Genomic DNA, 22,040 nt, shown 5'->3' on the forward strand with positions numbered 1-22,040 from the left:
TCTGTCAGTTCTGCTTGACGTCGGTGCCGGGCGGCGCCGTGAACTGGAACTCCGCCGGATCGATCGACGCGGGCTGCGACGCGTTCTCGAAGTCGAACCGGTTCCGGTTGCCCTGCGCGTCGACGATGAGGACGCGGCGCACGACGCCAGGGTCCTTCTTCGCGAGGAGCGCCTTGTCGATATAGAACATCACGAAGTCGTAGTGGGGAGTCGGCGCCCGCGGCTTGCCGACGAGCACGGGGCCGCCATCGAACTTCGCCTTGTCGTTGAAGGTGAACGTGAACGACGGGCGGAGCCCGTGGCCCATGAGGAACGAGAGGGCGCCCGGATACTCCGAGTTCTGCACCGGCGTGACGAACATCTGCCGGTCCTCGGCGACGTAGACCTTGAGCGACACGCCGTCGGAGACGATGCGGTTCTGGTTCGGCGGATCGTAGCGAAACGAGATCCTGTCCGGCTTCTGGACCGACAGCGTACCGCTCTGCTTCTTGACGGCCCCCGAGACCTTCTGCGTGTGCTCCTGCTTGAAGCGGGCGAAATATGTATTCTTGCCCACGAAGATCGCGTCGACCTCGGCCGCGACGGCATCCGCGGATCCCACCTCGGCGGGCGGCACCGCGGGCGGCGCCGCCGTACCGGGCGCGGGCGCGGAGGTCGCCGCCGGCGCCTCGGCGCGCCCTCCGCCCGCGTCGCGCGCCGCTGCGTCGCCGGCGGGCGTCCCCGCGTCGCGCGCCGCCGTCGCGGCGCCCGCGTCCTCGCGCTTCCGGCCCGCGTCCTCCGCCGGCCCGCCCGCGTCGGCCGGCGCCCCCGCGTCCGTCGTCGGAGCGCCCGCGCCGGCGGCCGCCGCGGGGGCGCTCGCCTGCGGCGGCGCGTCGGCCGGCTGCGGCGTCGCGTCGACCGGCTGCGGCTGCGCCGGCGCGGCGGAGGGCGAGGCGTCGGGCGCCGCGCCGGCGGGCGCGGGCGGCGCGTCGCAGGCCGCCACGACCAGGGCAGCGGCCGGGACGAGGGCGACGAGGCGGAGGCGGTTCATCGAAGAGCTCGCTTTCAAGGAGAGTGCGTCGCGTGTTCTAGGACAGGTAGGGCCGAGGTGGTAGCGCCGACCTCCACCACCGCCCCGAGCCCCGCGCCGGCGGCATCGACGGCGATCTCGCAGCGTCGCCGGGGCGCTCGCGGCCGTCGTCGCTCGAAAATTGGGCCGCGCCGAGGCCAGGAACGGCCAGGAACGCCGGCGCGCGCCGGGGCACGCGCTGGCGACGACGTCGTCATGAGCACCCGGGGCGAGACCATGTCTTGACCCCTATTTCCACGTAGCCCAAACTCTCCGGCCGCATGCGCGCCGGCACTCCCTCCCTGATCGATGCGTCGTCGCTCATCCTGATCCTGGACGTCTCGCGCAAGCTCGCGGCGCCGTGTGATCTCACGGAGCTGCTCGAGCTCATCATCAAGACGGGGCGGGAGGTGATAGGCGCCGACCGCGGGAGCGTCTTCCTCTACGACGAGGAGGCCAAGGAGCTTTACTCCCGTGTCGCCACGGGCGAGGCCCAGATCCGCGTCAGCATCGACAAGGGCATCGCCGGGGAGTGCGCGCGCAAGCGCCAGACCATCCTCGTCGACGACTGCTATTCCGACCCGCGGTTCAATCAGGAGATCGACCGCCGGACGGGGTATCACACCAAATCCCTCATCACGGTGCCGCTCATCGGGCTCGACGACAAGCTCGTCGGCGTGCTCCAGATGCTGAATTCGAAGGCGGACCACTTCGGCCCGGACGAGCGCGACGTGGCGGAGCTGCTCGCGGCGCAGGCGGCCGTCGCCGTGCAGCGCACGCTCCTGCTCGAGGAGCGCATGATCAAGCTGAAGCTCGAGCACGATCTCACCATCGCGCGCGACATCCAGCAGAACATCCTGCTGCGGCGGCTGCCGCGCTGCCCCGGCTACTCGCTGTCGGCGTTCAGCAAGCCGGCGGACGACACGGGCGGCGACATCTACGACGTCATCCGGCTCGACGAGCGCGCGGACATGTCGCCGATGCTCCTGCTGCTCGCCGACGCGGCCGGCCACGGCATCGGCCCCGCCCTCAGCGTGACCCAGTTCCGCGCGATGCTCCGCATCGGCCTGCGCCTCTCGGCCGACATGGACGCGCTCATGCACCACGTGAACCAGCAGCTCATCGAGGACCTGCCGAACGACCGCTTCATCACGGCGTTCCTCGGCATCCTCGACCCGACGACGCACCAGCTCCGCTTCCACGCGGCCGGGCAGGGGCCGCTGCTCCACTACCGGGCGGCCGAAGGCCAGGTCGTGTGGCGCGATCCGTCGACCGTCCCGCTCGGCATGTTCAAGGATCTCGACCTGCCCCCGATGCCGCCCCTCGTGATGGCCCCGGGTGATCTCCTCGTGCTGCTGACGGACGGCTTCTACGAGTACCAGGACGCCGCCGGGCAGGTGTTCGGCAAGGAGCGCGTCGGCGACCTCATCCACCGCCTGCACGCGCGCCCCACGTCCGACATCCTGGGCGCGCTCCTCGCCGAGGTGCGCCGCTTCGCCGGCTCGGCCAAGCAGATCGACGACCTGACGGCGCTGCTCGTGAAGCGCGACGCCTAGAGCGAACCCGAGCGGGGCCCACCCGTCGTACATCGAGCCCTACCAGGGCGCGGCCACCGGCGTCGGCGGCATCCTGCGCGGCGTCTTCACGATGGGCGCGCCCGGCTCACGCCGTACGAGATGCTGCTGAGCGAGTCGCAGGAGCGCATGCTGCTCGTCGCGAAGCCCGGGTGCGAGGCGCGCGTCATCGAGATCTGCACGAAGTGGGAGCTCGACGCGGCGATCATCGGCAAGGTGACCGACACCGGCCGCTGCGGTTTCGCGCGCTCGCGCGGCGCCTTCGCCTATACTTGCAGGATGAAACGCTGGATCCCGCTCGGGCTCATCGCCGCCGGCGCCGTCCTCGGCGCGGCGGCGCTGCTGCTGTCACCCTCCGAGGAGGAGCGGATCCGCGACCGGCTCACCCAGCTCGAGGACGCGGTGCGCATCGACGACGGCGAGCGGAATCCGCTGGTGCGCCACGGCCGCATTCGCGGTGAGTTCGCCGAGATCTTCGCGAAGGAGGCGAGCGCCCGCATCGCCGAGATCGGCGACAGCCTCCGCGGCCGCGACGAGCTCGCGAATGCGGCGACCCAGGCGGCGGTCGTCTATCAGACCGCGGAGGTGAGCCTGGGTGGCACGGAGATCCAGGTCGACCCGGCCGGCATGACGGCGGAGGTGACCGCCACCGCGACGGTCACGGGCGCCCGGCATGGGCACGAGGTCCGGCGCGACGAGCTGCCCGTGGTGCTGCGGCTCGAGAAGATCGACGGCGAGTGGAAGATCGTCTCTGCCACCGTCCACCCCAGGCACACACCCGGCGACGACGGCCGCTGACCGCGCTCAGACTCTGACGTCGGCCGCGGACAACCGCGCTCAGGCCCGAGACGCAGCCAACAGCGAGCTTCACGGCGTCGAGGGCGCGCCAGGGAAGCGCTCGTGCGCACAAAAAAAGAAAGGCCGGTCGGGAAGAACCCGCCGGCCTGAGGCCCGCTTTCGCGGACCCACCGGGACCGCACAGGAGCGCCGGTGGAGGGGAGTCCACCGGAGTCCTGGAGAGGCCCACGATCAGAAGAGATCAGAAGTCAGAAGAGAGAAGTCAGGAAAGCAATACGAAGCGCAATCAAGTAAAGAGCGAAGACAAAGCGAAGACGGGCGGAAGATTAAGATAATCCGAGAAGCCAGTCAATCCGAAAGATGAAGCTGAAGCGAAGTGCAAAGCGGAAACCGGAACCGAACGAGCAAGCTCAAGCAAAGCAGGGGAGAAGCTGAAGCGAAGCGGGAAGCAGGGTCAACATCGAGAGCGGCACAACAGATAAGAAAAGCTCAGACCGAGGTCTGACAAGCTGGTCATGCTAAGCCAACTCAATTGGCGACGCGCGTCGCGCGTGCCTCGCGCCATCCCTCCTTAATCGCCTCGCAAGGCGTCTGTCGTCACGTGAACCGAAGCTCTCCGCCGGCACCCGGCGACAAGTCAATCAAGGAGCCCGATACCGCAAGGGCCATGGCATCCGGGTGACGGCGGGGTCGCGATCGCTCGGCTAGCGCCGCCGATCACCTCGCTTGGCGTCTCCCCCGAAGACCGGGGCAGCATTGCGAAGGTCATGCCAGGGGTCCCCCCTTCGAGTGTCCATTGAAACAGGACGACGAGCAGGGGCGACATCTGGTGGATACATAGAGCAACCGGCGGGCCAACGGCGAAGGAGCCGCGGTCCTGGCGCCCAGCAGCCAAAATTGCCGCTGAAACCCTCCCTCACGAGGCGGGCGCGCGACCCAGGAGGCCAGGGCCGGTCATACATTTCCGCAGGGACTGGTCCGATCCAGGGATGGGTTCAGATCCAGAACGCAAATACTACCTGGACATGAATATGTTCATCACCGAGCCGCTGGACGCCCCGCGTTGCATCGTGGAAGCGAAGAAGTGCACCAGGACAGGACGACTGCCATCGACGCTTTGCGTCGTATCTCGACGGCGTACTCCCCGCCAAAGGCGCAGCGCGCTACGCGGTGCAGCCCGCAATACGCAGCGCGGCGCGCAGCTCACCGCACATCGGCGCAGCGCACGGCACATGGCGCAGCGCACGGCACATAGCGCAGCTCGCGGCGCACAGCGCAGCTCGCTGGACTACCTGCAGCCGGCCTCGATGAGCGGCTCGACCACCCGGGCGATGTTCTCTTGGGGCGCGGAGAACTTGTGGCGTTCAAGCCTCCGCAACGCGCCCAGGAACCTCGGCCAGCTGCCACCGCAGGTCGCGAGCAGCGCCCGGAGCTCCGGAGTCCCCGAGTTGTAGACGCGGAACTGCACGAGCGACGCGTTGTTGATCGGACGCCGCGCCCCGATGTCGGCCTTGAGCCGGGCGAGCACCGCGTCCTTCTCCGCCCGCTTCTCGGCGTCGGGCGCCGGGGACGCATACAGCCGATTGAGGTGGACGTAGGCCGCGTGCAGCGCGCGCGTCCGCACCTCGCTCCTCTCCAGCTCCCTCATGTAGGCCGTCTTCTCCGCGGAGAAGGGGCCCACCCGCTCGTCCAGGTAATGCTTGGTGAGCTCGTCCCCGACGAAGCTCGCGAGGCTCTCGTTCAACCGCGTCTGCCCCTTCACGTACAGCGTCGCGTGCAGCGACTCGTGGAGCACCACGTTGGCGAGATCGCCGAGCGCCTCGTCCCCGTCCGAGATCATCGTGGACAGGACCGGATCCTCGAGCCAGCCGAGCGTCGAGTAGGCGCCCGCCGGACGCACGTCGACGTCCCAGCCGGCCGCCTTCAGCGGCGCCGCGAACGCCTTGGCATCCTTGAGATCGAACCACCCCATGTAGGGGACCGTACCCACGATAGGAAAACTCCACGTCTTCGAGCGGAACCGCAGCGGCTCACACGCGCTCACCACCCAGACAGCGGCTGGGCGATCGAGCTCGACATACGTCCTGTAATTGCCGGTCGGGGTCAGCCCGTGGCGCTCCCCGAAGCGCTTGATGTGCGGGACCTCGCGCAGCAGCGCGCGCGTCCGCCACGGCTTGCGGGCGTCGAAGGCGGCGTCCTCGAGCGACTCGGCGCGCCAGGCCATCGAGAGCTGGCCGACGCTCGCCTGCGCGATGTAGCGGACCTGGGTACACGACGCGAGCAGGAGACAGAGCGCGACGAGCCCCGCGGCGGCGCAGACCAGGCGCGCCGCGGAGCGAGGGCGCGACACGGACCACGAGGGCGCGGCGCCGCGACGGGCGCTGGCCGCAAGCCTTTCGCTCATCCTTAGCTGATAGCTGGCCGCGCGGGCTTAACAAGCTCTTCCGCGCGATGGACGCGCGCCCCACCGGCGCGCGTGGGGCGCGCGGGCGCGCCCGACAGATCAGGACGGCAGCGCCGCCCCCCACGAACTGAGCTGCACGGTCGGGACGATCGGCGCGCGTTCCCGCAACGAGTGCTCCTCCGTGGCATACAGGGGCTCGCGTGCGAGGGGGTAGTCGCGTGGAGCCCCGTTCGCCAGCACCATCTGGATGGCGCCGAGGTGCCCGCTGCGGAACGCGGCGGCCGCGCACGCGAGATAGAACTCCCACGTCCTCATGAAGGCGCCGTCGAAGCCGGTGACCCGCTCGATCTTCTCCCTGTTCTCCAGGAAGTTACGGCGCCAGCAGCGCGCCGTGAGCGCGGAGTGGCGCCGCAGGTTCTCCGCGTCGAGCACGTCGAGGCCGCGCGCCGAGGCGCGCGTCGCCATCCCCTGGAGCGAAGGAGGCCAGTACCCCGGGAAGATGTGCTTTTGCAGGAAGGGGTCAGTCCGCGACGACTCCTGCTCTCTCGTGACGCTCTCGAGCAGGCACACGCCGCCCGGGGCGAGCAGCGCCTTCACCCTGTCATAGAACACCTCGATCCGGCGCTCGCCGGCGTGGCACATCGAGCCCAGGGAGACGAGCCGATCCCACCGCGGCTCGTCCTCGAGCTCGTCGCAGCTCATCACGCGGACCTCGACCGGGAGCCGCCGCGCCGCCGCCTGCTCGCGGATGTACCTCGCCTGGTTCTCGCAGAGGGTGATACCGAGGCACTGCACCCCGTACGCCTCCGCGGCGTGGAACATGAGGTGCCCCCATCCGCAGCCGAGATCCACGAGCCGCTGCCCGCGCCGGAGCGCGAGCTTCCGCGCGACGAGGGAGATCTTGTGCGCCTGCGCGTCGTCGAGCGTCTCGCCCGGAGCGCTGAAGTAGCCGCACGACGTCTGGAGGCGCCTGTCCAGGTAAAGAGGGTAAAAGTCGTTGCCCAGCCCATAGTGACGCTCGACGGCGAGCCTCTCGCGCTTCGCCGCCCCGGAGAGCAGCCCGAGCCGGAGCGCGTCGAGCACGCCCGAGAGGCCGCGGTCGAACGACGACGACGCGGGCACGAGGCGCGGCAGGCGCGCCTCCACGGACCGCGCGAGCTGGAACAGCCCGGCGAGCGAGTCCTCGAGATCTCCCTCGAACGTGACCTCGCGCCGGACATACGCCTCACCGAGGCCGAGCGTGCCCCGGAGCGCCGCCTCGCAGAGCGACCGACGCGTCCTGAACGTCACGGCGAACTCGGGCGCGCCCGCGCCGAAGCGCAGCCGCTCGCCGCCCCAGAAGCGCAGCTCGAACGGGGTCCCGCCGTGGCGCTCCAGCAGGCGCGACGCCGCTTCCTTGAACCGACGAGACCACGGCGGCATTTCGCCCTTCCTGACGATGAACATCGGACCCCCTCCGCGGCCCCCCGGCCGCCCGACGAGCTGACCCGAGCTGGGCTTTCCCGTCAAGCAACATGTCATCCATGCAAACGACATCACAACGAGTCACGTAACGCCCACGGCGGCCGGCGGACACCCAGGACACGCGCTGTCGTCAGGGACAGGAGGAACGCAGTGGCTGGCTCGCTGGTAGCACCGTAGTGGTGTTCGGGAGAGCCCTGACAGCATGCTCACATGTCCGGGATGTTTCATGTTCCCGGCGAAGGAGGGAAATCGGGAAGATGACTCGAATTTCTCCCTACCTTCCTGGTCGTGTTCCTGGTCGCGTGACGTGCGCATCCCCTGTGTGCGCCGCGCCCCCTGGCGCCCGGTACGCGCCTGTGCTCCCTCGCGCCCGGGGCGCGGTCCGTGGTACGCACGCCGGCCCGTGAGCACGCCCAGCGATCCTGCCGCCGCCCTGCGAGACCCGCCCCCGCCCGCGCGGCGCGCGGGGAAGGCCGGCAGCGGTGAGCTCGTGTTCGCGCGAGTCGGAGCGCGCACCGTGCTCGAGAAGGCGCTCGCCAGGAGCCCGCTCAAGCTGCTCGCTCCGAAGAACCACGGGCAGGCAGCGTGGGTGTTCGTCGCGAGCTTCGGCGGCGGCCTCGTCGGCGGCGACGAGCTCCACCTCCACGCGCGCGTCGGTCGCGGGGCCGCCGCGCTGCTCAGCACCCAGGCCTCGACCAAGGTCTACCGCTCGCCCCTCGTCAGCCGCCAGCGCCTCGAGGCCGAGGTTCAAGCAGGCGGGCTCCTCGTCGCGATCCCCGATCCGGTCGTCTGCTTCGCGGGCTCGCGGTACGAGCAGGACATCGACGTCGCGCTCGCCGACGACGCGTCGCTCGTGCTCGTCGACGCGCTGTCCTCGGGCCGGAGCGCGCGAGGCGAGCGCTGGGCGTTCGACCGGTACGCGTCTCGCGTCCGGGTGAGCCGCGGCGGGCGGGCCGTGCTGCTCGACGCGACGCGGCTCGATCCCGCGCACGGCGCGCTGCCCGAGCGCATGGGGCGCTTCGACGCGCTCGCGACGCTCGTCGCGCTCGGCCCGCGCGCCGCGAGCGCGGCGGAGGCGCTGCTCGCGCCGCGGCCGCCGCCCGAGCGGCGCGCCGAGCTCGTCGCGTCGGCGAGCCCGCTCCGGGGCGGCGGCGCCGTCGTGCGCGTCGCGGGCACGAGCGTCGAGCGCGTGGCCGGCTTCCTCCGCGGCGCGCTCGGCTTCCTCGCGGGTGAGCTCGGTGATGATCCGTTCGCACGAAAGTGGTAGCGTCGCGCCGCGCCGGCAAAGCCGCGGCGTCGCCGCGCCGGAGAGAGGGCGAACATGCACCTTGCGCCTCGTGATCTCGACAAGCTCGTGCTGCACGGCGCGGGCGTCCTCGCCCAGAAGCGCCTCGCGCGCGGGGTCAGGCTCAACTACCCGGAGGCCGTCGCGCTCATCGCGACGCAGATCCTCGAGCTGATCCGCGACGGCCGCAGCGTCGCCGAGCTCATGGACGTCGGCCGCCGCCTTCTCGGGCGCGCGCAGGTGATGGCCGGCGTCCCCGAGATGATCGCCGAGGTCCAGGTGGAGGGGACCTTCCCCGACGGGACGAAGCTCGTCACCGTCCACCACCCGATCGCGCTCGAGCACGGCGATCTCGCGCTCGCGCTGTACGGCAGCTTCCTCCCCGTGCCCGACGTGTCGCTCTTCCAGCCGGCAGGCCAGGCAGAGGTGACGGCCGAGCCGGCGCCCGGCGAGGTGCTCGTGAAGCCCGGCGAGATCGAGCTCTCCCCCGGCCGGCGGCGGCTCGCCCTCCCCGTGAAGAACCTGGGCGACCGGCCGATCCAGGTGGGCAGCCACTACCCGTTCTCGGAGACGAACCGCGCGCTCGAGTTCGACCGGGCGGCGGCGGCGGGGATGCGGCTCGACATCCCCGCGGGCACCGCGGTCCGCTTCGAGCCGGGCGACGAGAAGACGATCACGCTGGTGCAGGTCGGCCCGCACGGGGCGGCGCACGCCGCGCGGGAGGAGCAGCAGGCATGAGCCACAGGATGCAGCGGCGGCACTATGTCGATATCTACGGGCCGACGGTCGGCGACCGGGTGCGGCTCGGCGACACCGGCCTCATCGCCGAGGTCGAGCGGGATCACACGTCGTACGGCGACGAGTGCAAGTTCGGCGGCGGCAAGGTGCTGCGCGATCGCATGGGGCAGATGGCCGGCGCCTCGAACGACGAGGCGCTCGACTGCGTCATCACGAACGCGCTCATCGTCGACTGGACCGGCGTCTACAAGGCCGACATCGGCATCAAGCGCCGCCGCATCGCGGCGATCGGCAAGGCCGGCAACCCGAAGGTGATGGCCGGCGTCACGCCGGGCATGATCGTCGGCGTGACGACGGAGGTCATCGCGGGCGAGGGCCACATCGTCACGGCCGGGGGCGTCGACGCGCACATCCATTTCATCTGCCCGCAGCAGGGGTACGAGGCGCTCGCGTCGGGCGTCACCACGTTCGTCGGCGGCGGCACGGGCCCGGCGACGGGCACGAACGCGACGACGTGCACCCCGGGCGCCCGCCACATCTCGCTGATGCTGCAGGCGACGGACGTCCTGCCGCTCAACATCGGCCTCACGGGCAAGGGCAACACCTCGTCGCCCGAGGGGCTGCTCGAGCAGGTGCGCGCCGGGGCCGTCGGGCTGAAGCTGCACGAGGACTGGGGGACGACCCCGCCCGCCATCGACTGCTGCCTCGGCTTCGCCGAGCACGAGGACATCCAGGTCACGCTCCACACCGACACGCTGAACGAGTCGGGCTACGTCGACGACTCCATCGCGGCGTTCAAGGGCAGGACGATCCACTCCTACCACTCCGAGGGCGCGGGCGGCGGGCACGCGCCCGACATCCTGCGCATCTGCGGCGAGCCGAACGTCATCCCGAGCTCGACGAACCCGACGCGCCCGTACACCGTCAACACGCTCGACGAGCACCTCGACATGCTCATGGTCTGCCACCACCTCGACCGGAACATCCCGGAGGACGTGGCGTTCGCCGAGAGCCGCATCCGCGGCGAGACCATCGCGGCCGAGGACATCCTGCACGACCTCGGCGCGATCAGCATCATCTCGAGCGACAGCCAGGCGATGGGCCGCGTCGGCGAGGTGATCACGAGGACGTGGCAGACCGCGCACAAGATGCGGGATCAGCGCGGCCGGTTGCCCGAGGAGCAGGGCGACAACGACAACCTCCGGATCCGCCGCTACGTGGCCAAGTACACGATCAACCCGGCCATCGCGCACGGCATGTCCCACGAGATCGGGTCGGTCGAGCCGGGCAAGCTCGCGGACCTCGTGCTGTGGCGGCCCCAGATGTTCGGCGTGCGCCCGGAGCTCGTCATCAAGGGCGGCCTCATCGCCTGGGCGCAGATGGGCGATCCGAACGCGTCGATCCCGACGCCTCAGCCGTACTACATGCGCCCGATGTTCGGCTCGCTCGGCGCGGCGGTCGGCGAGACGAGCATCGCGTTCGTGTCGAGCCGCGCCATGGACGAGGGGAGCATCCGCCGGCTCGACCTGAAGAAGCGCCTCTCGGCGGTCCGCCGGTGCCGCAAGATCGGCAAGGCCGACATGCGCCTCAACAACACGCTCCTGCCGATCACGGTCGATCCAGAGACGTACGAGGTGAGGGCCGGCGGCGAGCTCCTCCGCTGCGACCCCGCGAAGATCCTGCCCCTCGCGCAGAGGTACTGCCTCTTCTGAGGCGGGGAGCCCGCGCTCGGCCGCTCCGCGCCTGCGGGTTCACCCTTCGCTCCGTCTGCTTCCGTCTGCTTCCATCCGCGCGCATGAACAGGTGGCTCCTCCTCCAGCTCTCCGACTCCGCGTTCCCGGTCGGAGGGTTCGCGCACTCCGCAGGCCTGGAGGCGGCGGTGCAGCTCGGTGAGGTCGGACCCGGAAGCGCGCTCTCGTCGTTCGTCGCGAGCGCGCTCTGGCAGGTGGGCCTCGGCGCGCTGCCGCTCGTGCGGGCCGCGCACGAGCGCCCGCTCGACATCGCGGCCGTCGACGACGCCTGCGACGCCTTCCTCGTGAACCACGTCGCGAACCGGGCGAGCCGGACGCAGGGCCGCGCGTTCCTCGCGACGAGCGCGCGCGTCTTCCCCTCCGCCGAGATCCGCCGCCTCGACGCCGCCGTGCGGGCGCGGGAGGCGCTCGGCCACCACGCGCCGGCGTTCGGCGCGACCCTCGCGGCGCTCGGCGTCCCGCGCGAGGACGCGCAGGCCGTCTACCTGCACGCCTCGCTCCGCGGCGTCGTCTCGGCGGCGGTGCGCCTCGGGCTCATCGGGCCGCTGGAGGCACAACGACTGCAACTCGAGAGCGCGCCGCTCCTCGACGCGGTGCTCCATGAGTGTGAAGATCACGGCGTCGACGAGCTCGCGCAGCCGGCGCCGCTCCTCGATCTCTTCGGGGCCACGCAGGATCGGCTCTACTCGCGTCTCTTTCAATCGTGAGGTGACAGCATGCACGACCCCGGCGAGCACGGGCACGGGCACAACGGCCACGACCACGACCACGACCACGACCACGTTCACGGAGACGCGCACGCGCACGCGCACGGAGACGCGCACGCGCACGCGCACGCGCACGCGCACGGGCACACGCACGAGCACTGGGCGCATCCGGGGCTCTTCAGCGAGCGGGAGGCGCCGAAGGACCGCGATTTTTCGGCGCGCGCGTTCACGGTGGGGATCGGGGGGCCCGTCGGCAGCGGCAAGACGGCGCTCGTGCTCGCGCTCTGCCGCGCGCTGCGCGACAGGATGCCGCTCGGCGTCGTCACGAACGACATCTTCACCCAGGAGGACGCCGAGTTCCTGCACCGCAACAAGGCGCTTCCGCCGGAGCGCATCCGCGCGGTGGAGACCGGAGGCTGCCCGCACGCGGCGATCCGCGAGGACATCAGCCACAACCTCGTCGCGCTCGACGACCTCATGGATCACGTCGCGCCCGCGCTCCTCATCGTCGAGAGCGGCGGCGACAACCTCGCCGCCCAGTACAGCCGGGAGCTCGTCGACTACACGATCTACGTGATCGACGTCGCCGGCGGCGACAAGGTGCCGCGCAAGGGCGGACCGGGGATCACGCAGTCGGATCTGCTCGTCATCAACAAGACCGATCTCGCTCCGCACGTCGGCGCCGACCTCGGCGTCATGGAGCGAGACGCCCGGAGGATGCGGGGCGACGGGCCGTTCCTGTTCGCGCAGTGCAACCGGAGCAAGGGAGTCCCCGAGATCATTGACCACATCCTCTCCGCCATGCGCCGCGCGACCACCACGGCGCCTCCCGCGAAATAGGCCCTTATCGCGCGCCTCCCGCTGCGAGAAGCGCTCACGCTCCACAGGAGTCGGCATACCGGAGCACATCTGCGCCGGGCGCGCGGCGTCGCGCCCTGTTAAAGGAGGAGAGCGGCAACGCCGCTTCGACTTCCGTTTCGCTGGAATACCGGTTCTATTGGACCGTAGGCGGACTTCGGACGGGTGGTAGAGGGCGGAGAGGGCTCCGCCGGGCGGAGCGGCTTCCACCACGACCGCCGCGGTCGCCGCGCGATCACGGCAGCGCCGGATGGCGAGGCGGCGCGGCGCACCCGTCGTAGACCAGAGGAGGAGGCATCAGTGAGCCAGGCCCGACCCCATGTGCTGGTGGTAGACGCCGAGAAGAGGGTCCTCGACAGGCTCGCGCTCGAGCTCGGCCAGGGCGGCTTCGACGTCACCTGCGCCGAGAGCGGGCTCGCGGCGCTCGAGCTCGTCAAGGCGCGCCGCTTCGACCTCGTGGTCGCCGATGTGGGGGCGCTCGGCATGGAGAGCCCCGGGACCATCGCCGCGCTCAAGGCGCTCGGCCCGGACCTCGAGATCATCGTCGGCGCCCCGTACTCGAGCGCGCAGGCCGCCGTGGAATGCATCGAGCGCGGCGCCTACGACATGCTGGAGAAGCCCTACGACATCGAGGACCTGAAGCGGATGCTCGAGGCGGCGATGCTGCGCACCCACCTCGACGCCGTGGCGGCCGTCCACCAGGCGAGCGCCGCCCTCGTCGCGTCCCTCTCGCGGGACGACTTCCCCGAGCGCGCCGTGGATCTCGCGGCGAAGGTCGTCTATACGACCGGCGCCGCGCTCTCGCTGGCGCTCGATCAAGGGGCCGCCATCTACCAGGCGGCCTCCGGCGCCGAGGTGTCCGCGGCGTTCATCGCTCGGCTCGCCGGGCGCATCGAGGGCGCGCTCGCGCCCGTCCGCCTGTCCGCGGACGACGCGCCCGATCTGCTCTGCACCGCAGAGGGCGATCGCTTCGGCGCCGCCATCGTCGCGCCGCTCCGCCTGGGCGAGAGCTCGTTTGGCGGCCTCGTCGTGCTCCGCGACGAGCGCCTGCCGGCGTTCACCAGCCAGGAGGAGCAGGCCATCGGCATCTTCGCGATTGAGCTCGCGCTCGCCTTTTACGGCCACAAGGTACGGCGCTCGCTCGGCCCCTGCGCCGCCTGACGCCCGCGCGGGCGCGCGGGATGGATGATGATGGGGCGAGCGCGCCGAGATCCGCGGCGAGCGCCCGCAAATTCTTCGGCGATCGAGCTCAAGATTCCCTCTGGCGAACGCGTTCGCACCCCACTAAAGGAGGGGAGCGATGAGCCCCACCGCTGCACCATCGACTCTCCCCGCCAGGGCCCAGCGCGCCGCGACCTTCTACCGGGACCTCGTCGGCAAGAAGATCGCGATGGCGCTGAGCGGCGTCATCTTCTTCGGCTTCGTGATCGGCCACATGACCGGCAACCTGCAGGTCTTCCTCGGCCGGGAGAAGATCAACGACTATGCCGCCTTCCTCCACGGGACGCCCTCCCTGCTCTGGGGGACGCGGATCGTCCTCCTCGCCTCCCTCATCGTCCACGTCTACACGGGCGTGACGCTCGCGCAGCACAGCCGCGCTGCCCGGCCGGTCCCCTACCAGGTGAAGGGGCAGCGGCGCCCGAACGTCGCCGCGCGGACGATGCTGCTGAGCGGCGGCGTGCTCGCCGCCTTCATCGTCTATCACCTGCTCCACCTGACGACGGGCACCGTGCACCCCGACTTCGTGCCGCTCGACGCCTACGACAACGTCGTGAAGGGCTTCAGCTCGGCGCCCGCGGCGATTGCCTACGTCGTGGCCATGGGCCTGCTCGCGCTGCACCTCTACCACGGCGCGTGGAGCATGTTCCAGTCGGTGGGCTTCAGCCATCCGCGCTACACGCCGGCGCTCAAGAAGCTCGCGGCCGCGTCGTCGATCCTGCTCTTCGTCGGCTTCTCATCCGTCCCGCTGGCCGTCCTGTTCGGCATCGTCCGCTGAGCCCGGAGCCTCCGTCATCATGCAGCTCAATGCGAAGATCCCCGAAGGTCCCATCGAGAAGAAGTGGGACCAGCACCGCTTCAACCTGAAGCTCGTCAACCCGGCGAACAAGCGGAAGTACACGGTCCTCGTCGTCGGCACCGGCCTCGCCGGGGGCGCGGCGAGCGCGACGCTGGCCGAGCTCGGCTACAACGTGAAGAGCTTCTGTTTCCAGGACTCTCCGCGCCGCGCCCACAGCATCGCCGCGCAGGGCGGCATCAACGCCGCGAAGAACTACCAGAACGACGGCGACAGCATCTACCGCCTCTTCTACGACACCGTGAAGGGCGGCGACTACCGCGCGCGCGAGGCCAACGTGTACCGGCTCGCGCAGATCAGCGTGAACATCATCGACCAGTGCGCCGCGCAGGGCGTGCCGTTCGCGCGCGAGTACGGCGGCGTGCTCGCGAACCGCTCCTTCGGCGGGGCGCAGGTGTCGCGCACGTTCTACGCGCGAGGCCAGACGGGGCAGCAGCTCCTCCTCGGCGCCTACCAGGCCCTCGAGCGGCAGATCGGCCTCGGCAAGGTGAAGATGTACCCGCGCACCGAGATGCTCGACCTCATCGTCATCGACGGCAAGGCGCGCGGCCTCATCACCCGCAACCTGATCACCGGCGCGCTCGAGACGCACCTCGGCGACGCGGTCGTCCTCGCGTCGGGCGGCTACGGCAACGTCTTCTTCCTCTCGACGAACGCGAAGGGGTCGAACACCACGGCCATCTGGCGGGCCCACAAGCGCGGCGCGCTCTTCGGCAACCCCTGCTTCACGCAGATCCACCCGACGTGCATCCCGGTCTCGGGCGACTACCAGTCGAAGCTCACGCTCATGAGCGAGTCGCTCCGCAACGACGGCCGCATCTGGGTGCCCGCGAACCCGGGCGACACGCGCCCGCCGGAGCAAATCCCCGACGGCGAGCGCGATTATTACCTCGAGCGCCGCTATCCTAGCTTCGGCAACCTCGTGCCGCGCGACGTCGCGTCGCGCGCGGCGAAGGCGGTATGCGACGAGGGCCGCGGCGTGGGGCCGACGCGGCTCGGCGTGTACCTCGACTTCTCGGACGCCATCCGGCGCCTCGGCAAGCCGGCCATCGCCGAGCGTTATGGCAACCTCTTCGACATGTACGAGCGCATCACGGGCGACGACCCGTACAGCGTCCCGATGCGCATCTACCCGGCCATCCACTACACGATGGGCGGGCTCTGGGTGGACTACAACCTGATGAGCACGATCCCCGGCCTGTACGTGCTCGGCGAGGCGAACTTCTCCGACCACGGCGCGAACCGGCTCGGGGCGAGCGCGCTGATGCAGGGCCTGGCGGACGGGTACTTCATCATCCCCTACACCATCGGTGATTACCTCGCGTCGACGAAGCTCGAGCGGATCGACGACCTCCACCCCGCCGTGAGGGACGCCGAGCGCGACGCGAGCGCGCGGCTGAACAAGCTGCTCGGCGCGAACGGCTCGCGCACGGCCGACTCGTTCCACCGCGAGGTCGGCAAGATCATGTGGGAGGCGTGCGGGATGGCGCGCAACGCGGCCGGGCTCAAGGGCGCGCTCGCGCGGATCCCGGAGCTCCGCGAGCAGTTCCACCGCGACGTCCGCGTCTCGGGGACGGGCACCGGCCTGAACCAGGAGCTCGAGAAGGCGGCGCGCGTCGCCGACTTCTTCGAGCTGGCGGAGCTCATGTGTCGTGACGCGCTCGACAGGGAGGAGTCGTGCGGCGGTCACTTCCGCGAAGAGCACCAGACGCCCGAGGGCGAGGCGAAGCGCGACGACGAGCGCTTCTCCTATGTCGCCGCCTGGGCATGGCGAGGTGAAGGTCAGGCCCAGGAGCTCCACAAGGAGCCGCTCCAGTTCAACGAGGTTCACCCCACGCAGCGGAGTTACAAATAATGCGCCTCACCCTCCATGTCTGGCGGCAGAAGGGCAAGTACGAAGCGGGCCGGTTCGTCACGTACGAGGTGCCCGACGTCAGCGAGCACATGTCCTTCCTCGAGATGCTCGACGTGCTCAATCAGCGGCTCATCCTCAAGGGTGAGGAGCCAATCGCGTTCGATCACGACTGTCGCGAGGGCATCTGCGGCATGTGCGGCTTCATGATCAACGGCCAGGCGCACGGCCCCCTCCGTGGGACGACGGTGTGTCAGCTGCACATGCGTCACTACAAGGACGGCGACGTGCTGTGGCTCGAGCCGTGGCGGGCGCAGGCGTTCCCGGTGGTAAGCGACCTCGCGGTGGACCGCAGCGCGTTCGACCGGATCATCGCGTCGGGCGGCTTCGTCTCGGTGTCGACGGGCAGCGCGCCGGACGCGAACGCGATCCCGGTGCCGAAGGTGGTCGCCGAGCGCGCCATGGACGCGGCGGCGTGCATCGGCTGCGGCGCCTGTGTCGCATCTTGCCCGAACGCGTCCGCCTCTCTCTTCACCGCGGCGAAGCTCACGCACCTGAACCTCCTGCCGCAGGGCCAGCCGGAGCGCGATCAGCGGAGCCTCAACATGGTCGCCCAGATGCGCGTCGAGGGCTTCGGTCACTGCACGAACGTCGGCGAGTGCGAGGCGGTCTGCCCGAAGGAGATCCCGCTCGACATGATCGCGCAGATGAACCGCGACTACCTGCGCGCGACGCTCGTCCACCGCGACGTGCAGGCCAAGGGCGGCACCGGCTGAGGCGCCGCACCGCCGGCCTCGCCCGAAGCCGGCGGCGCCTCCCCTCCCTCCTCCCCTCTCCTCGACAGCGAACGCTCTCCTCCCGCACGTCATGAACGGCGGCGCTCCGTCGCCGTCAACCCGCCGCCAAGGCGGGCACGCCCCGGATTGACCACCGGCTCGCCGCCCGATGCCCCGCGCCCAGGGGTGCGCCTGGGGTTCGCGGGGTCAGGCCGGCCCTTCGGCCCATCACCGCCCGTACGGCCAGCCCCCGGTGCCTGCAGGCGCAGGCTGCAGCGCCTCGGCGCGAGGCCCACCCGAACAGGGCCCCGCGGCATGACAGGCGAGCCCTGGTGCCGCGGGTGCGCCAGCACGATCCCGACGGCCGCCGCAGGTGTGGCACGAGACCGCCGTCATACCCCGTTTTCGTACAATTTTTCACCAAAAACACAAGATTTTGCAGGCCACCTGTGGAAAACAGACCGGGAATTTCCTGATCATCGACTCAGGCACTTCCTAAACAATCTTCACATCGCGCGCTCCAACCGTACAGTCAACGTGGGATAAGCACTCGGCATGTTTCGAGAACATCTCGTCGCGACTCGCGCCCATGCCAGTGGGGGCTTTTCGAGTGTGACGAGCCGTCGCTCCAGTAGCAGCGCAACCGCGAAGATGCCGTGGCGCTCTCCCGCGCCGCAATGAAACGTGTCAGGGTCAACAGGCACTTGTTCGAGGCCACGAGTTGGAATAACCTCGAAATTGTCCTGAACGGGATCAGACGTCATAAGACAATTGTGGTCACCCCACACCATGTCGTAGACTAGGTCGAACTTAGAGCGCCGCAGCGAGGGGGGGCATCCCGCGGCGAGCGCGTCGAGGATCGCATCGAGTATCGCTCTTCTGCGGAAGCCGGTTCGAGGGGAGGGCCGGCAGGAGGAGAAGCCAGAGGCAACGGCCGCGGCGACCTTTCTCCCGGCGGGTCAGGAGATCCGCTTTCCACATGGGAACGACGCGCACCGGGACCGCAAACCAGACCGACCGGGGCCGGGCAGATCGCCTGACGGCGCCCTGCTGCACCGTTCGTGCTGCGCGCCGCCGGCGCGCACCGGGGTCTGCGAGGCTGGTCGGATGCGGGAGTTCGAACATCAGACAGGTCTCTTGCACGAGCGAAGAAGTAGGAGGGGAACTTCATGAGGTGCTGCATCGACGGCCTTAATCTGCATCCGACGAGCGTCCACGATGCTGCCGTTGTTCTCGACACCGTGACGGATCGGCTCCTCGCCGCGGGGGATCGGCGAGCGGCCTTCACCGACGTCTACGGTATCGTCACGCGCGCGGTCGCGGCGCAGGTCGGGCGACGCGATGGCATGTTCCTCGAGCCGGCGTGGATCTCGCGCCTCGCGGGCCGGTTCTGCGAGCGGTACCTCGAGACGCTCGGCTGGTACGATCGGGGCGCGACGCAGGACTGTAGCGCCTGGCACATCGCGTACGCGAGCACGGCGTCGCGGTTCACGCCCCCCGTGCAGAACGCGCTGCTCGGCTTCAGCGCCCACATCAACTACGACCTGATCTTCGGGATCCACGCGACCATCGTCGAGTTCGGGCACGGCGCCGACCGGGCGATGCTCGCGCGGCTCAAGCACGATCACGATCAGATCAATTCGCTGCTCCGCGCCTCGGTCATCGAGGCGCTCGCGCGCCTCACCGCGCGGCATGGCTGCCCCCTCAGCGCGTTCTTCCTGGACACCGCGCCGGAGGTCGCGGTCTGGGTGTCGATGGAGATGCTCTCGCGGTGGCGCGAGCGGGTCTGGGACGACGTCCTGGCGCTGCTCGCCGCGCGCGGCGGGAGCGAGCGGGCGGCGCTCTCCCGCGGGATCGAGCGGCGCTCCACGCGCATCGCCCAGATGCTCGCGCTGCCCTCGCTCCACCAGGCGCCGCACACGGCGCTCCGCCTCCTGTCAAGGGCCGCGTGATCGCGGCCGACCGCAACCGGAGCCCCGCCCGATCGTAGAATGGGGGCATGAGCAAGCTGCCCAAGGAACCGCCCGCCGGCGAGATCACCCCTCCAGCGCTCTACCTGCGGCGGCGCGAGCTCCTCAAGAACGCGGCGCTCTTCGCCGGCACCGCGTCGGCCATCGGCGGCGGCCTCGTCTGGCTCACGGGCGGAGCGGCGCGCCTCTCGGCGGCCGGCGCCCCCGGCGGCGAGGCCACGCCGCTCGGCAGCGCGGCCGCGCTGCCGGGGCCGCCGGCCGCCGGCGCGTCGCCCTCCGGGACGGGCTCGAGAGACCCGTTCGTCACCGACGAAGCGCGGACCTCCTACGAGGACATCGTTTCGTACAACAATTTCTACGAGCTCGGCCTGAGCAAGTCGGAGCCGGCCCAGAACGCCGGCCGGCTCAGGCTCCGCCCCTGGTCCATCGCGTGCGAGGGAGAGGTGAAGAAGCCCGAGGTCATCGACCTCGACACCCTCCTCCGGTGGTTTCCTTTGGAGGAGCGCGTCTATCGAATGCGCTGCGTCGAGGCGTGGTCGATGGTGATCCCCTGGCTCGGGTTCCCGCTGGGCGCGCTGCTCAGGCGCCTCGATCCGACCTCTCGCGCCCGGTACGTCCAGTTCACCACGCTGCTCGATCGAGAGCAGCTGCCCGGCCAGCGGAGCGACGTGCTCGAGTGGCCTTACGTCGAGGGGCTCCGGATCGACGAGGCCATGCACCCTCTCACGATGCTGGCCGTGGGCCTCTACGGCAAATCGCTGCTCGGCCAGAACGGAGCGCCCATTCGCCTTGTGGTGCCGTGGAAGTACGGGTTCAAGGGGTGCAAATCGATCGTCAGCATCAAGCTCACCGAGCGGCAGCCGGCGACGAGCTGGAGCCGGGCCGCGCCGGACGAGTATGGGTTCTATGCGAACGTGAACCCCGCGGTGGATCACCCGCGCTGGAGCCAGGCGACGGAGCGGAGGATCGGTGAGCTGCGTCGCCGTCCCACGCTGCCATTCAACGGTTATGCGGAGGAGGTCGCCGGCCTCTACAGCGGGATGGACCTGCGGGAGAGCTTCTGATGATGCGCGCGCCAGCGAGGACGATGTCGCCGCCGCGCGCTGTCGGCGCCGGCGTGCCGTCTGGCCGGAAGCTCGGCTGGCTCCCGCCCGCTGTCGTCGCCGGCGGGCTGATCCCGCTGGTCGTGCTCGGCCTGCGCGCCGGGGCCGGGGCGCTCGGCCCGGACCCCGTCGCCGAGGCGCTGAACCAGCTCGGCCTGCTCGCGCTCGTGCTGCTCGTCGCCTCGCTGGCGGCGACGCCGCTCAAGCTCGTGTCGGGCTGGACCTTTCCGCTGCGTATCCGCAAGGCGCTCGGGCTGCTCGCGTTCTTCTACGCGTGCGCCCACTTCCTGACGTATGCGATCGTCGATCAGGGCCTCGACGTGCGCGCGATCGTCGAGGACATCACCGAGCGCCCCTTCCTCCTCGCCGGCTTCGTTGCGCTCCTCGTGCTCGTCCCGCTCGCGGCGACGTCGACCGCGCGCATGCTGAAGCGCCTCGGCGCCGCGCGCTGGAAGCGCCTGCACCGCCTCGCCTACGCCGCCGCCGTGCTCGGGATCGTGCACTTCTTCCTCCGCGTGAAGAAGGACACGACAGAGCCGATGATCTACGCGGCGCTGCTCGCGCTCCTCTTCGCCGTGCGCATCGCGAGCGCCGTCCGGCACAGACGCGCGGCGCCGCGCTGAGCGAGAGCGTCGCGCCGCCGCCGCGCGGCGAACCTGCCGCGCGGCGCCGCGCGTTCGGATACCATGGGGCGTCGAGAACCTCCTCCTCTGGCTCGGCCCCAACAACGCGGTCGGCTCGGCGATCCTCCTCAGCGTCGCGGCGACCGAGGACAGGCCCGAGCGGCGGCCGGCCTCGCTCAGCTTCGACGAGCGGACCCGGGCGCAGTGGAACCTCTGGATGCCCGACGACTTCGTCGCCGAGTACGGCGAGCTGCTCGACCGGGTCGACACCCTGATGCGGCGCAACGAGAGCCCGGGCTGGCGGGTGTTCGTGGCCAACGTGCCTCACGTGACGATCGTGCCGATCGCCACGGGCGTCGGCGACCCGCTGCCCGGGCTCCCGCGCTACTACCCCTATTACACCTATCCCCCGCTCGCTCGGGGCACCCGCCTGATCGAGGCGGGCGCGCCGCACCTCACCGCGGCGGACGCGCGGCGCATCGACGAGACGGTCGACGCCTGCAACGCGCAGCTCGTCCGGCTCATCGAGGAGAGGAACGCTCGCCACCGCGCGCCCCGGTATCACCTCGTCGACGTCTCCGGCGGCCTGGACCGGCTCGCGTACCGGCGCACCGGCGGCGAGCCGTCGTACGAGTTCCCCGCGTACTTCGCGGCCAACGTCGCGCCGCCGATGGACACCCGCTTCTACCACGTCGATCGCGCCGGGCGCCGCAAGGCCGGCGGCATCGTCAGCCTCGACGGCGTTCACCCGAGCGTCATCGGCCAGGGCCTCCTCGCCCACGAGTTCCTCAAGGTCATGAGGGAGGCCGGCGTCCCTGGCGCCGACCCGGACCGCCTGCCGTGGCCCAGGATCGTGGCGAGCGACACGCTCTACCAGGACCCGATCCCGCTGATGGAGGAGATCTACCAGTACGAGGAGCTCTCGTACGCCGTGCTCTCGGCCTACCGGTACGTCTTCGGAGGGTTCCAGGGGCGCCGCGGCAGCATCAAGGACTTCTAGAGCGCCCCTGGTACA

The 22,040-nt window shown here is 70.3% G+C and carries 18 protein-coding genes and 1 pseudogene; 16 read left to right on the forward strand and 3 right to left on the reverse strand.

Translation table 11 applies throughout. The features are described from left to right. Window positions 1–4 precede the first annotated feature (4 nt). Entirely contained in the window at window positions 5–1,030 is a 1,026-nt protein-coding gene (locus WMF22_RS35285; protein ID WP_438032615.1) for a LolA family protein, read from the reverse strand. Window positions 1,031–1,329: 299 nt separating this feature from the next. Here WMF22_RS35285 and WMF22_RS35290 point away from each other — a divergent pair, with 299 nt between their 5' ends. The 3 genes and pseudogenes from WMF22_RS35290 to WMF22_RS35300 all read left to right on the forward strand — a co-directional run bounded on the left by WMF22_RS35290 (window position 1,330) and on the right by WMF22_RS35300 (window position 3,420). Continuing rightward, complete coding sequence (locus WMF22_RS35290) at window positions 1,330–2,604, forward strand: SpoIIE family protein phosphatase (protein ID WP_438032616.1); 1,275 nt, start codon at window positions 1,330–1,332, stop codon at window positions 2,602–2,604. A 105-nt stretch (window positions 2,605–2,709) separates the two neighbouring features. After that, window positions 2,710–2,856: pseudogene (locus tag WMF22_RS35295) on the forward strand (AIR synthase-related protein); the annotation flags it as partial. Between the two features lie 45 nt (window positions 2,857–2,901). After that, complete coding sequence (locus tag WMF22_RS35300) at window positions 2,902–3,420, forward strand: nuclear transport factor 2 family protein (protein ID WP_438037310.1); 519 nt, start codon at window positions 2,902–2,904, stop codon at window positions 3,418–3,420. A gap of 1,288 nt (window positions 3,421–4,708) precedes the next feature. Here the strand turns inward: WMF22_RS35300 and WMF22_RS35305 are convergent. Both WMF22_RS35305 and WMF22_RS35310 read right to left on the reverse strand, forming a co-directional pair. Beyond that, the gene (locus WMF22_RS35305; protein ID WP_437294355.1) at window positions 4,709–5,824 is read right to left on the reverse strand and encodes an aminopeptidase; all 1,116 of its coding nucleotides are present in this window, start codon (window positions 5,822–5,824) and stop codon (window positions 4,709–4,711) included. 99 nt (window positions 5,825–5,923) lie between these two features. Then, entirely contained in the window at window positions 5,924–7,270 is a 1,347-nt protein-coding gene (locus WMF22_RS35310) for a class I SAM-dependent methyltransferase (RefSeq protein ID WP_437294356.1), read from the reverse strand. A 421-nt stretch (window positions 7,271–7,691) separates the two neighbouring features. On the opposite strand from WMF22_RS35310, the gene WMF22_RS35315 reads away from it, so the two are divergent. The 13 genes from WMF22_RS35315 to WMF22_RS35375 all read left to right on the forward strand — a co-directional run bounded on the left by WMF22_RS35315 (window position 7,692) and on the right by WMF22_RS35375 (window position 22,025). After that, entirely contained in the window at window positions 7,692–8,555 is an 864-nt protein-coding gene (locus tag WMF22_RS35315; RefSeq protein ID WP_437294357.1) for an urease accessory protein UreD, read from the forward strand. A 54-nt stretch (window positions 8,556–8,609) separates the two neighbouring features. After that, window positions 8,610–9,311: an urease subunit gamma gene (ureA, locus tag WMF22_RS35320; protein WP_437294358.1), complete on the forward strand. Its 702-nt coding sequence runs from the start codon at window positions 8,610–8,612 to the stop codon at window positions 9,309–9,311. Next, window positions 9,308–11,023, forward strand: coding sequence for an urease subunit alpha (gene ureC / locus WMF22_RS35325; RefSeq protein WP_437294359.1), 1,716 nt, complete (start codon window positions 9,308–9,310; stop codon window positions 11,021–11,023). Before ureA ends, ureC begins: the two co-directional genes overlap by 4 nt. Window positions 11,024–11,106: 83 nt before the next feature. Then, a complete protein-coding gene (locus tag WMF22_RS35330; RefSeq protein WP_437294360.1) occupies window positions 11,107–11,769 on the forward strand; it encodes an urease accessory protein UreF in 663 nt (220 codons plus the stop codon). Window positions 11,770–11,778: 9 nt separating this feature from the next. Next, a complete protein-coding gene (gene ureG, locus WMF22_RS35335) occupies window positions 11,779–12,609 on the forward strand; it encodes an urease accessory protein UreG (RefSeq protein ID WP_438032617.1) in 831 nt (276 codons plus the stop codon). Between the two features lie 318 nt (window positions 12,610–12,927). Continuing rightward, entirely contained in the window at window positions 12,928–13,788 is an 861-nt protein-coding gene (locus WMF22_RS35340; RefSeq protein ID WP_437294362.1) for a response regulator, read from the forward strand. 139 nt (window positions 13,789–13,927) lie between these two features. Next, window positions 13,928–14,623 (forward strand): succinate dehydrogenase cytochrome b subunit, encoded by a 696-nt coding sequence (locus tag WMF22_RS35345; RefSeq protein WP_438032618.1) that lies wholly within the window; start codon window positions 13,928–13,930, stop codon window positions 14,621–14,623. 19 nt (window positions 14,624–14,642) lie between these two features. Continuing rightward, window positions 14,643–16,556 (forward strand): fumarate reductase/succinate dehydrogenase flavoprotein subunit, encoded by a 1,914-nt coding sequence (locus WMF22_RS35350; RefSeq protein WP_437294364.1) that lies wholly within the window; start codon window positions 14,643–14,645, stop codon window positions 16,554–16,556. Then, entirely contained in the window at window positions 16,556–17,329 is a 774-nt protein-coding gene (locus tag WMF22_RS35355) for a succinate dehydrogenase/fumarate reductase iron-sulfur subunit (RefSeq protein ID WP_437294365.1), read from the forward strand. The genes WMF22_RS35350 and WMF22_RS35355 overlap by 1 nt, the downstream gene beginning before the upstream one ends. Before the next feature lie 1,169 nt (window positions 17,330–18,498). Further along, window positions 18,499–19,281 carry a DUF5995 family protein gene (locus WMF22_RS35360; RefSeq protein ID WP_437294366.1) on the forward strand — a complete coding sequence of 261 codons (783 nt, stop codon included), beginning with the start codon at window positions 18,499–18,501 and terminating at the stop codon, window positions 19,279–19,281. A gap of 47 nt (window positions 19,282–19,328) precedes the next feature. After that, the gene (msrP, locus tag WMF22_RS35365) at window positions 19,329–20,363 is read left to right on the forward strand and encodes a protein-methionine-sulfoxide reductase catalytic subunit MsrP (protein WP_438032619.1); all 1,035 of its coding nucleotides are present in this window, start codon (window positions 19,329–19,331) and stop codon (window positions 20,361–20,363) included. A gap of 2 nt (window positions 20,364–20,365) precedes the next feature. After that, window positions 20,366–21,025 carry a sulfite oxidase heme-binding subunit YedZ gene (locus tag WMF22_RS35370; RefSeq protein ID WP_438037311.1) on the forward strand — a complete coding sequence of 220 codons (660 nt, stop codon included), beginning with the start codon at window positions 20,366–20,368 and terminating at the stop codon, window positions 21,023–21,025. 217 nt (window positions 21,026–21,242) lie between these two features. Then, a complete protein-coding gene (locus WMF22_RS35375; protein WP_438032620.1) occupies window positions 21,243–22,025 on the forward strand; it encodes a hypothetical protein in 783 nt (260 codons plus the stop codon). Window positions 22,026–22,040 lie beyond the last annotated feature (15 nt).

The sequence above is a fragment of the Sorangium sp. So ce204 genome (assembly GCF_051526795.1).
Taxonomy (GTDB): domain Bacteria; phylum Myxococcota_A; class Polyangia; order Polyangiales; family Polyangiaceae; genus Sorangium; species Sorangium cellulosum_B.

Excerpts from the sequence above, each read along its gene's own strand:
- WMF22_RS35305 (WP_437294355.1), bottom strand. The coding sequence starts at position 5,824 with ATGAGCGAAAGGCTTGCGGCCAGCGCCCGTCGCGGCGCCGCGCCCTCG.
- WMF22_RS35310 (WP_437294356.1), bottom strand. The coding sequence starts at position 7,270 with ATGTTCATCGTCAGGAAGGGCGAAATGCCGCCGTGGTCTCGTCGGTTC.
- ureC (WP_437294359.1), top strand. The coding sequence starts at position 9,308 with ATGAGCCACAGGATGCAGCGGCGGCACTATGTCGATATCTACGGGCCG.
- WMF22_RS35355 (WP_437294365.1), top strand. The coding sequence starts at position 16,556 with ATGCGCCTCACCCTCCATGTCTGGCGGCAGAAGGGCAAGTACGAAGCG.
- WMF22_RS35345 (WP_438032618.1), top strand. The coding sequence starts at position 13,928 with ATGAGCCCCACCGCTGCACCATCGACTCTCCCCGCCAGGGCCCAGCGC.
- WMF22_RS35360 (WP_437294366.1), top strand. The coding sequence starts at position 18,499 with ATGAGGTGCTGCATCGACGGCCTTAATCTGCATCCGACGAGCGTCCAC.
- WMF22_RS35370 (WP_438037311.1), top strand. The coding sequence starts at position 20,366 with ATGCGCGCGCCAGCGAGGACGATGTCGCCGCCGCGCGCTGTCGGCGCC.
- WMF22_RS35350 (WP_437294364.1), top strand. The coding sequence starts at position 14,643 with ATGCAGCTCAATGCGAAGATCCCCGAAGGTCCCATCGAGAAGAAGTGG.
- ureG (WP_438032617.1), top strand. The coding sequence starts at position 11,779 with ATGCACGACCCCGGCGAGCACGGGCACGGGCACAACGGCCACGACCAC.
- WMF22_RS35300 (WP_438037310.1), top strand. The coding sequence starts at position 2,902 with ATGAAACGCTGGATCCCGCTCGGGCTCATCGCCGCCGGCGCCGTCCTC.
- WMF22_RS35290 (WP_438032616.1), top strand. The coding sequence starts at position 1,330 with ATGCGCGCCGGCACTCCCTCCCTGATCGATGCGTCGTCGCTCATCCTG.
- ureA (WP_437294358.1), top strand. The coding sequence starts at position 8,610 with ATGCACCTTGCGCCTCGTGATCTCGACAAGCTCGTGCTGCACGGCGCG.
- WMF22_RS35375 (WP_438032620.1), top strand. The coding sequence starts at position 21,243 with ATGCCCGACGACTTCGTCGCCGAGTACGGCGAGCTGCTCGACCGGGTC.
- WMF22_RS35330 (WP_437294360.1), top strand. The coding sequence starts at position 11,107 with ATGAACAGGTGGCTCCTCCTCCAGCTCTCCGACTCCGCGTTCCCGGTC.
- msrP (WP_438032619.1), top strand. The coding sequence starts at position 19,329 with ATGAGCAAGCTGCCCAAGGAACCGCCCGCCGGCGAGATCACCCCTCCA.
- WMF22_RS35285 (WP_438032615.1), bottom strand. The coding sequence starts at position 1,030 with ATGAACCGCCTCCGCCTCGTCGCCCTCGTCCCGGCCGCTGCCCTGGTC.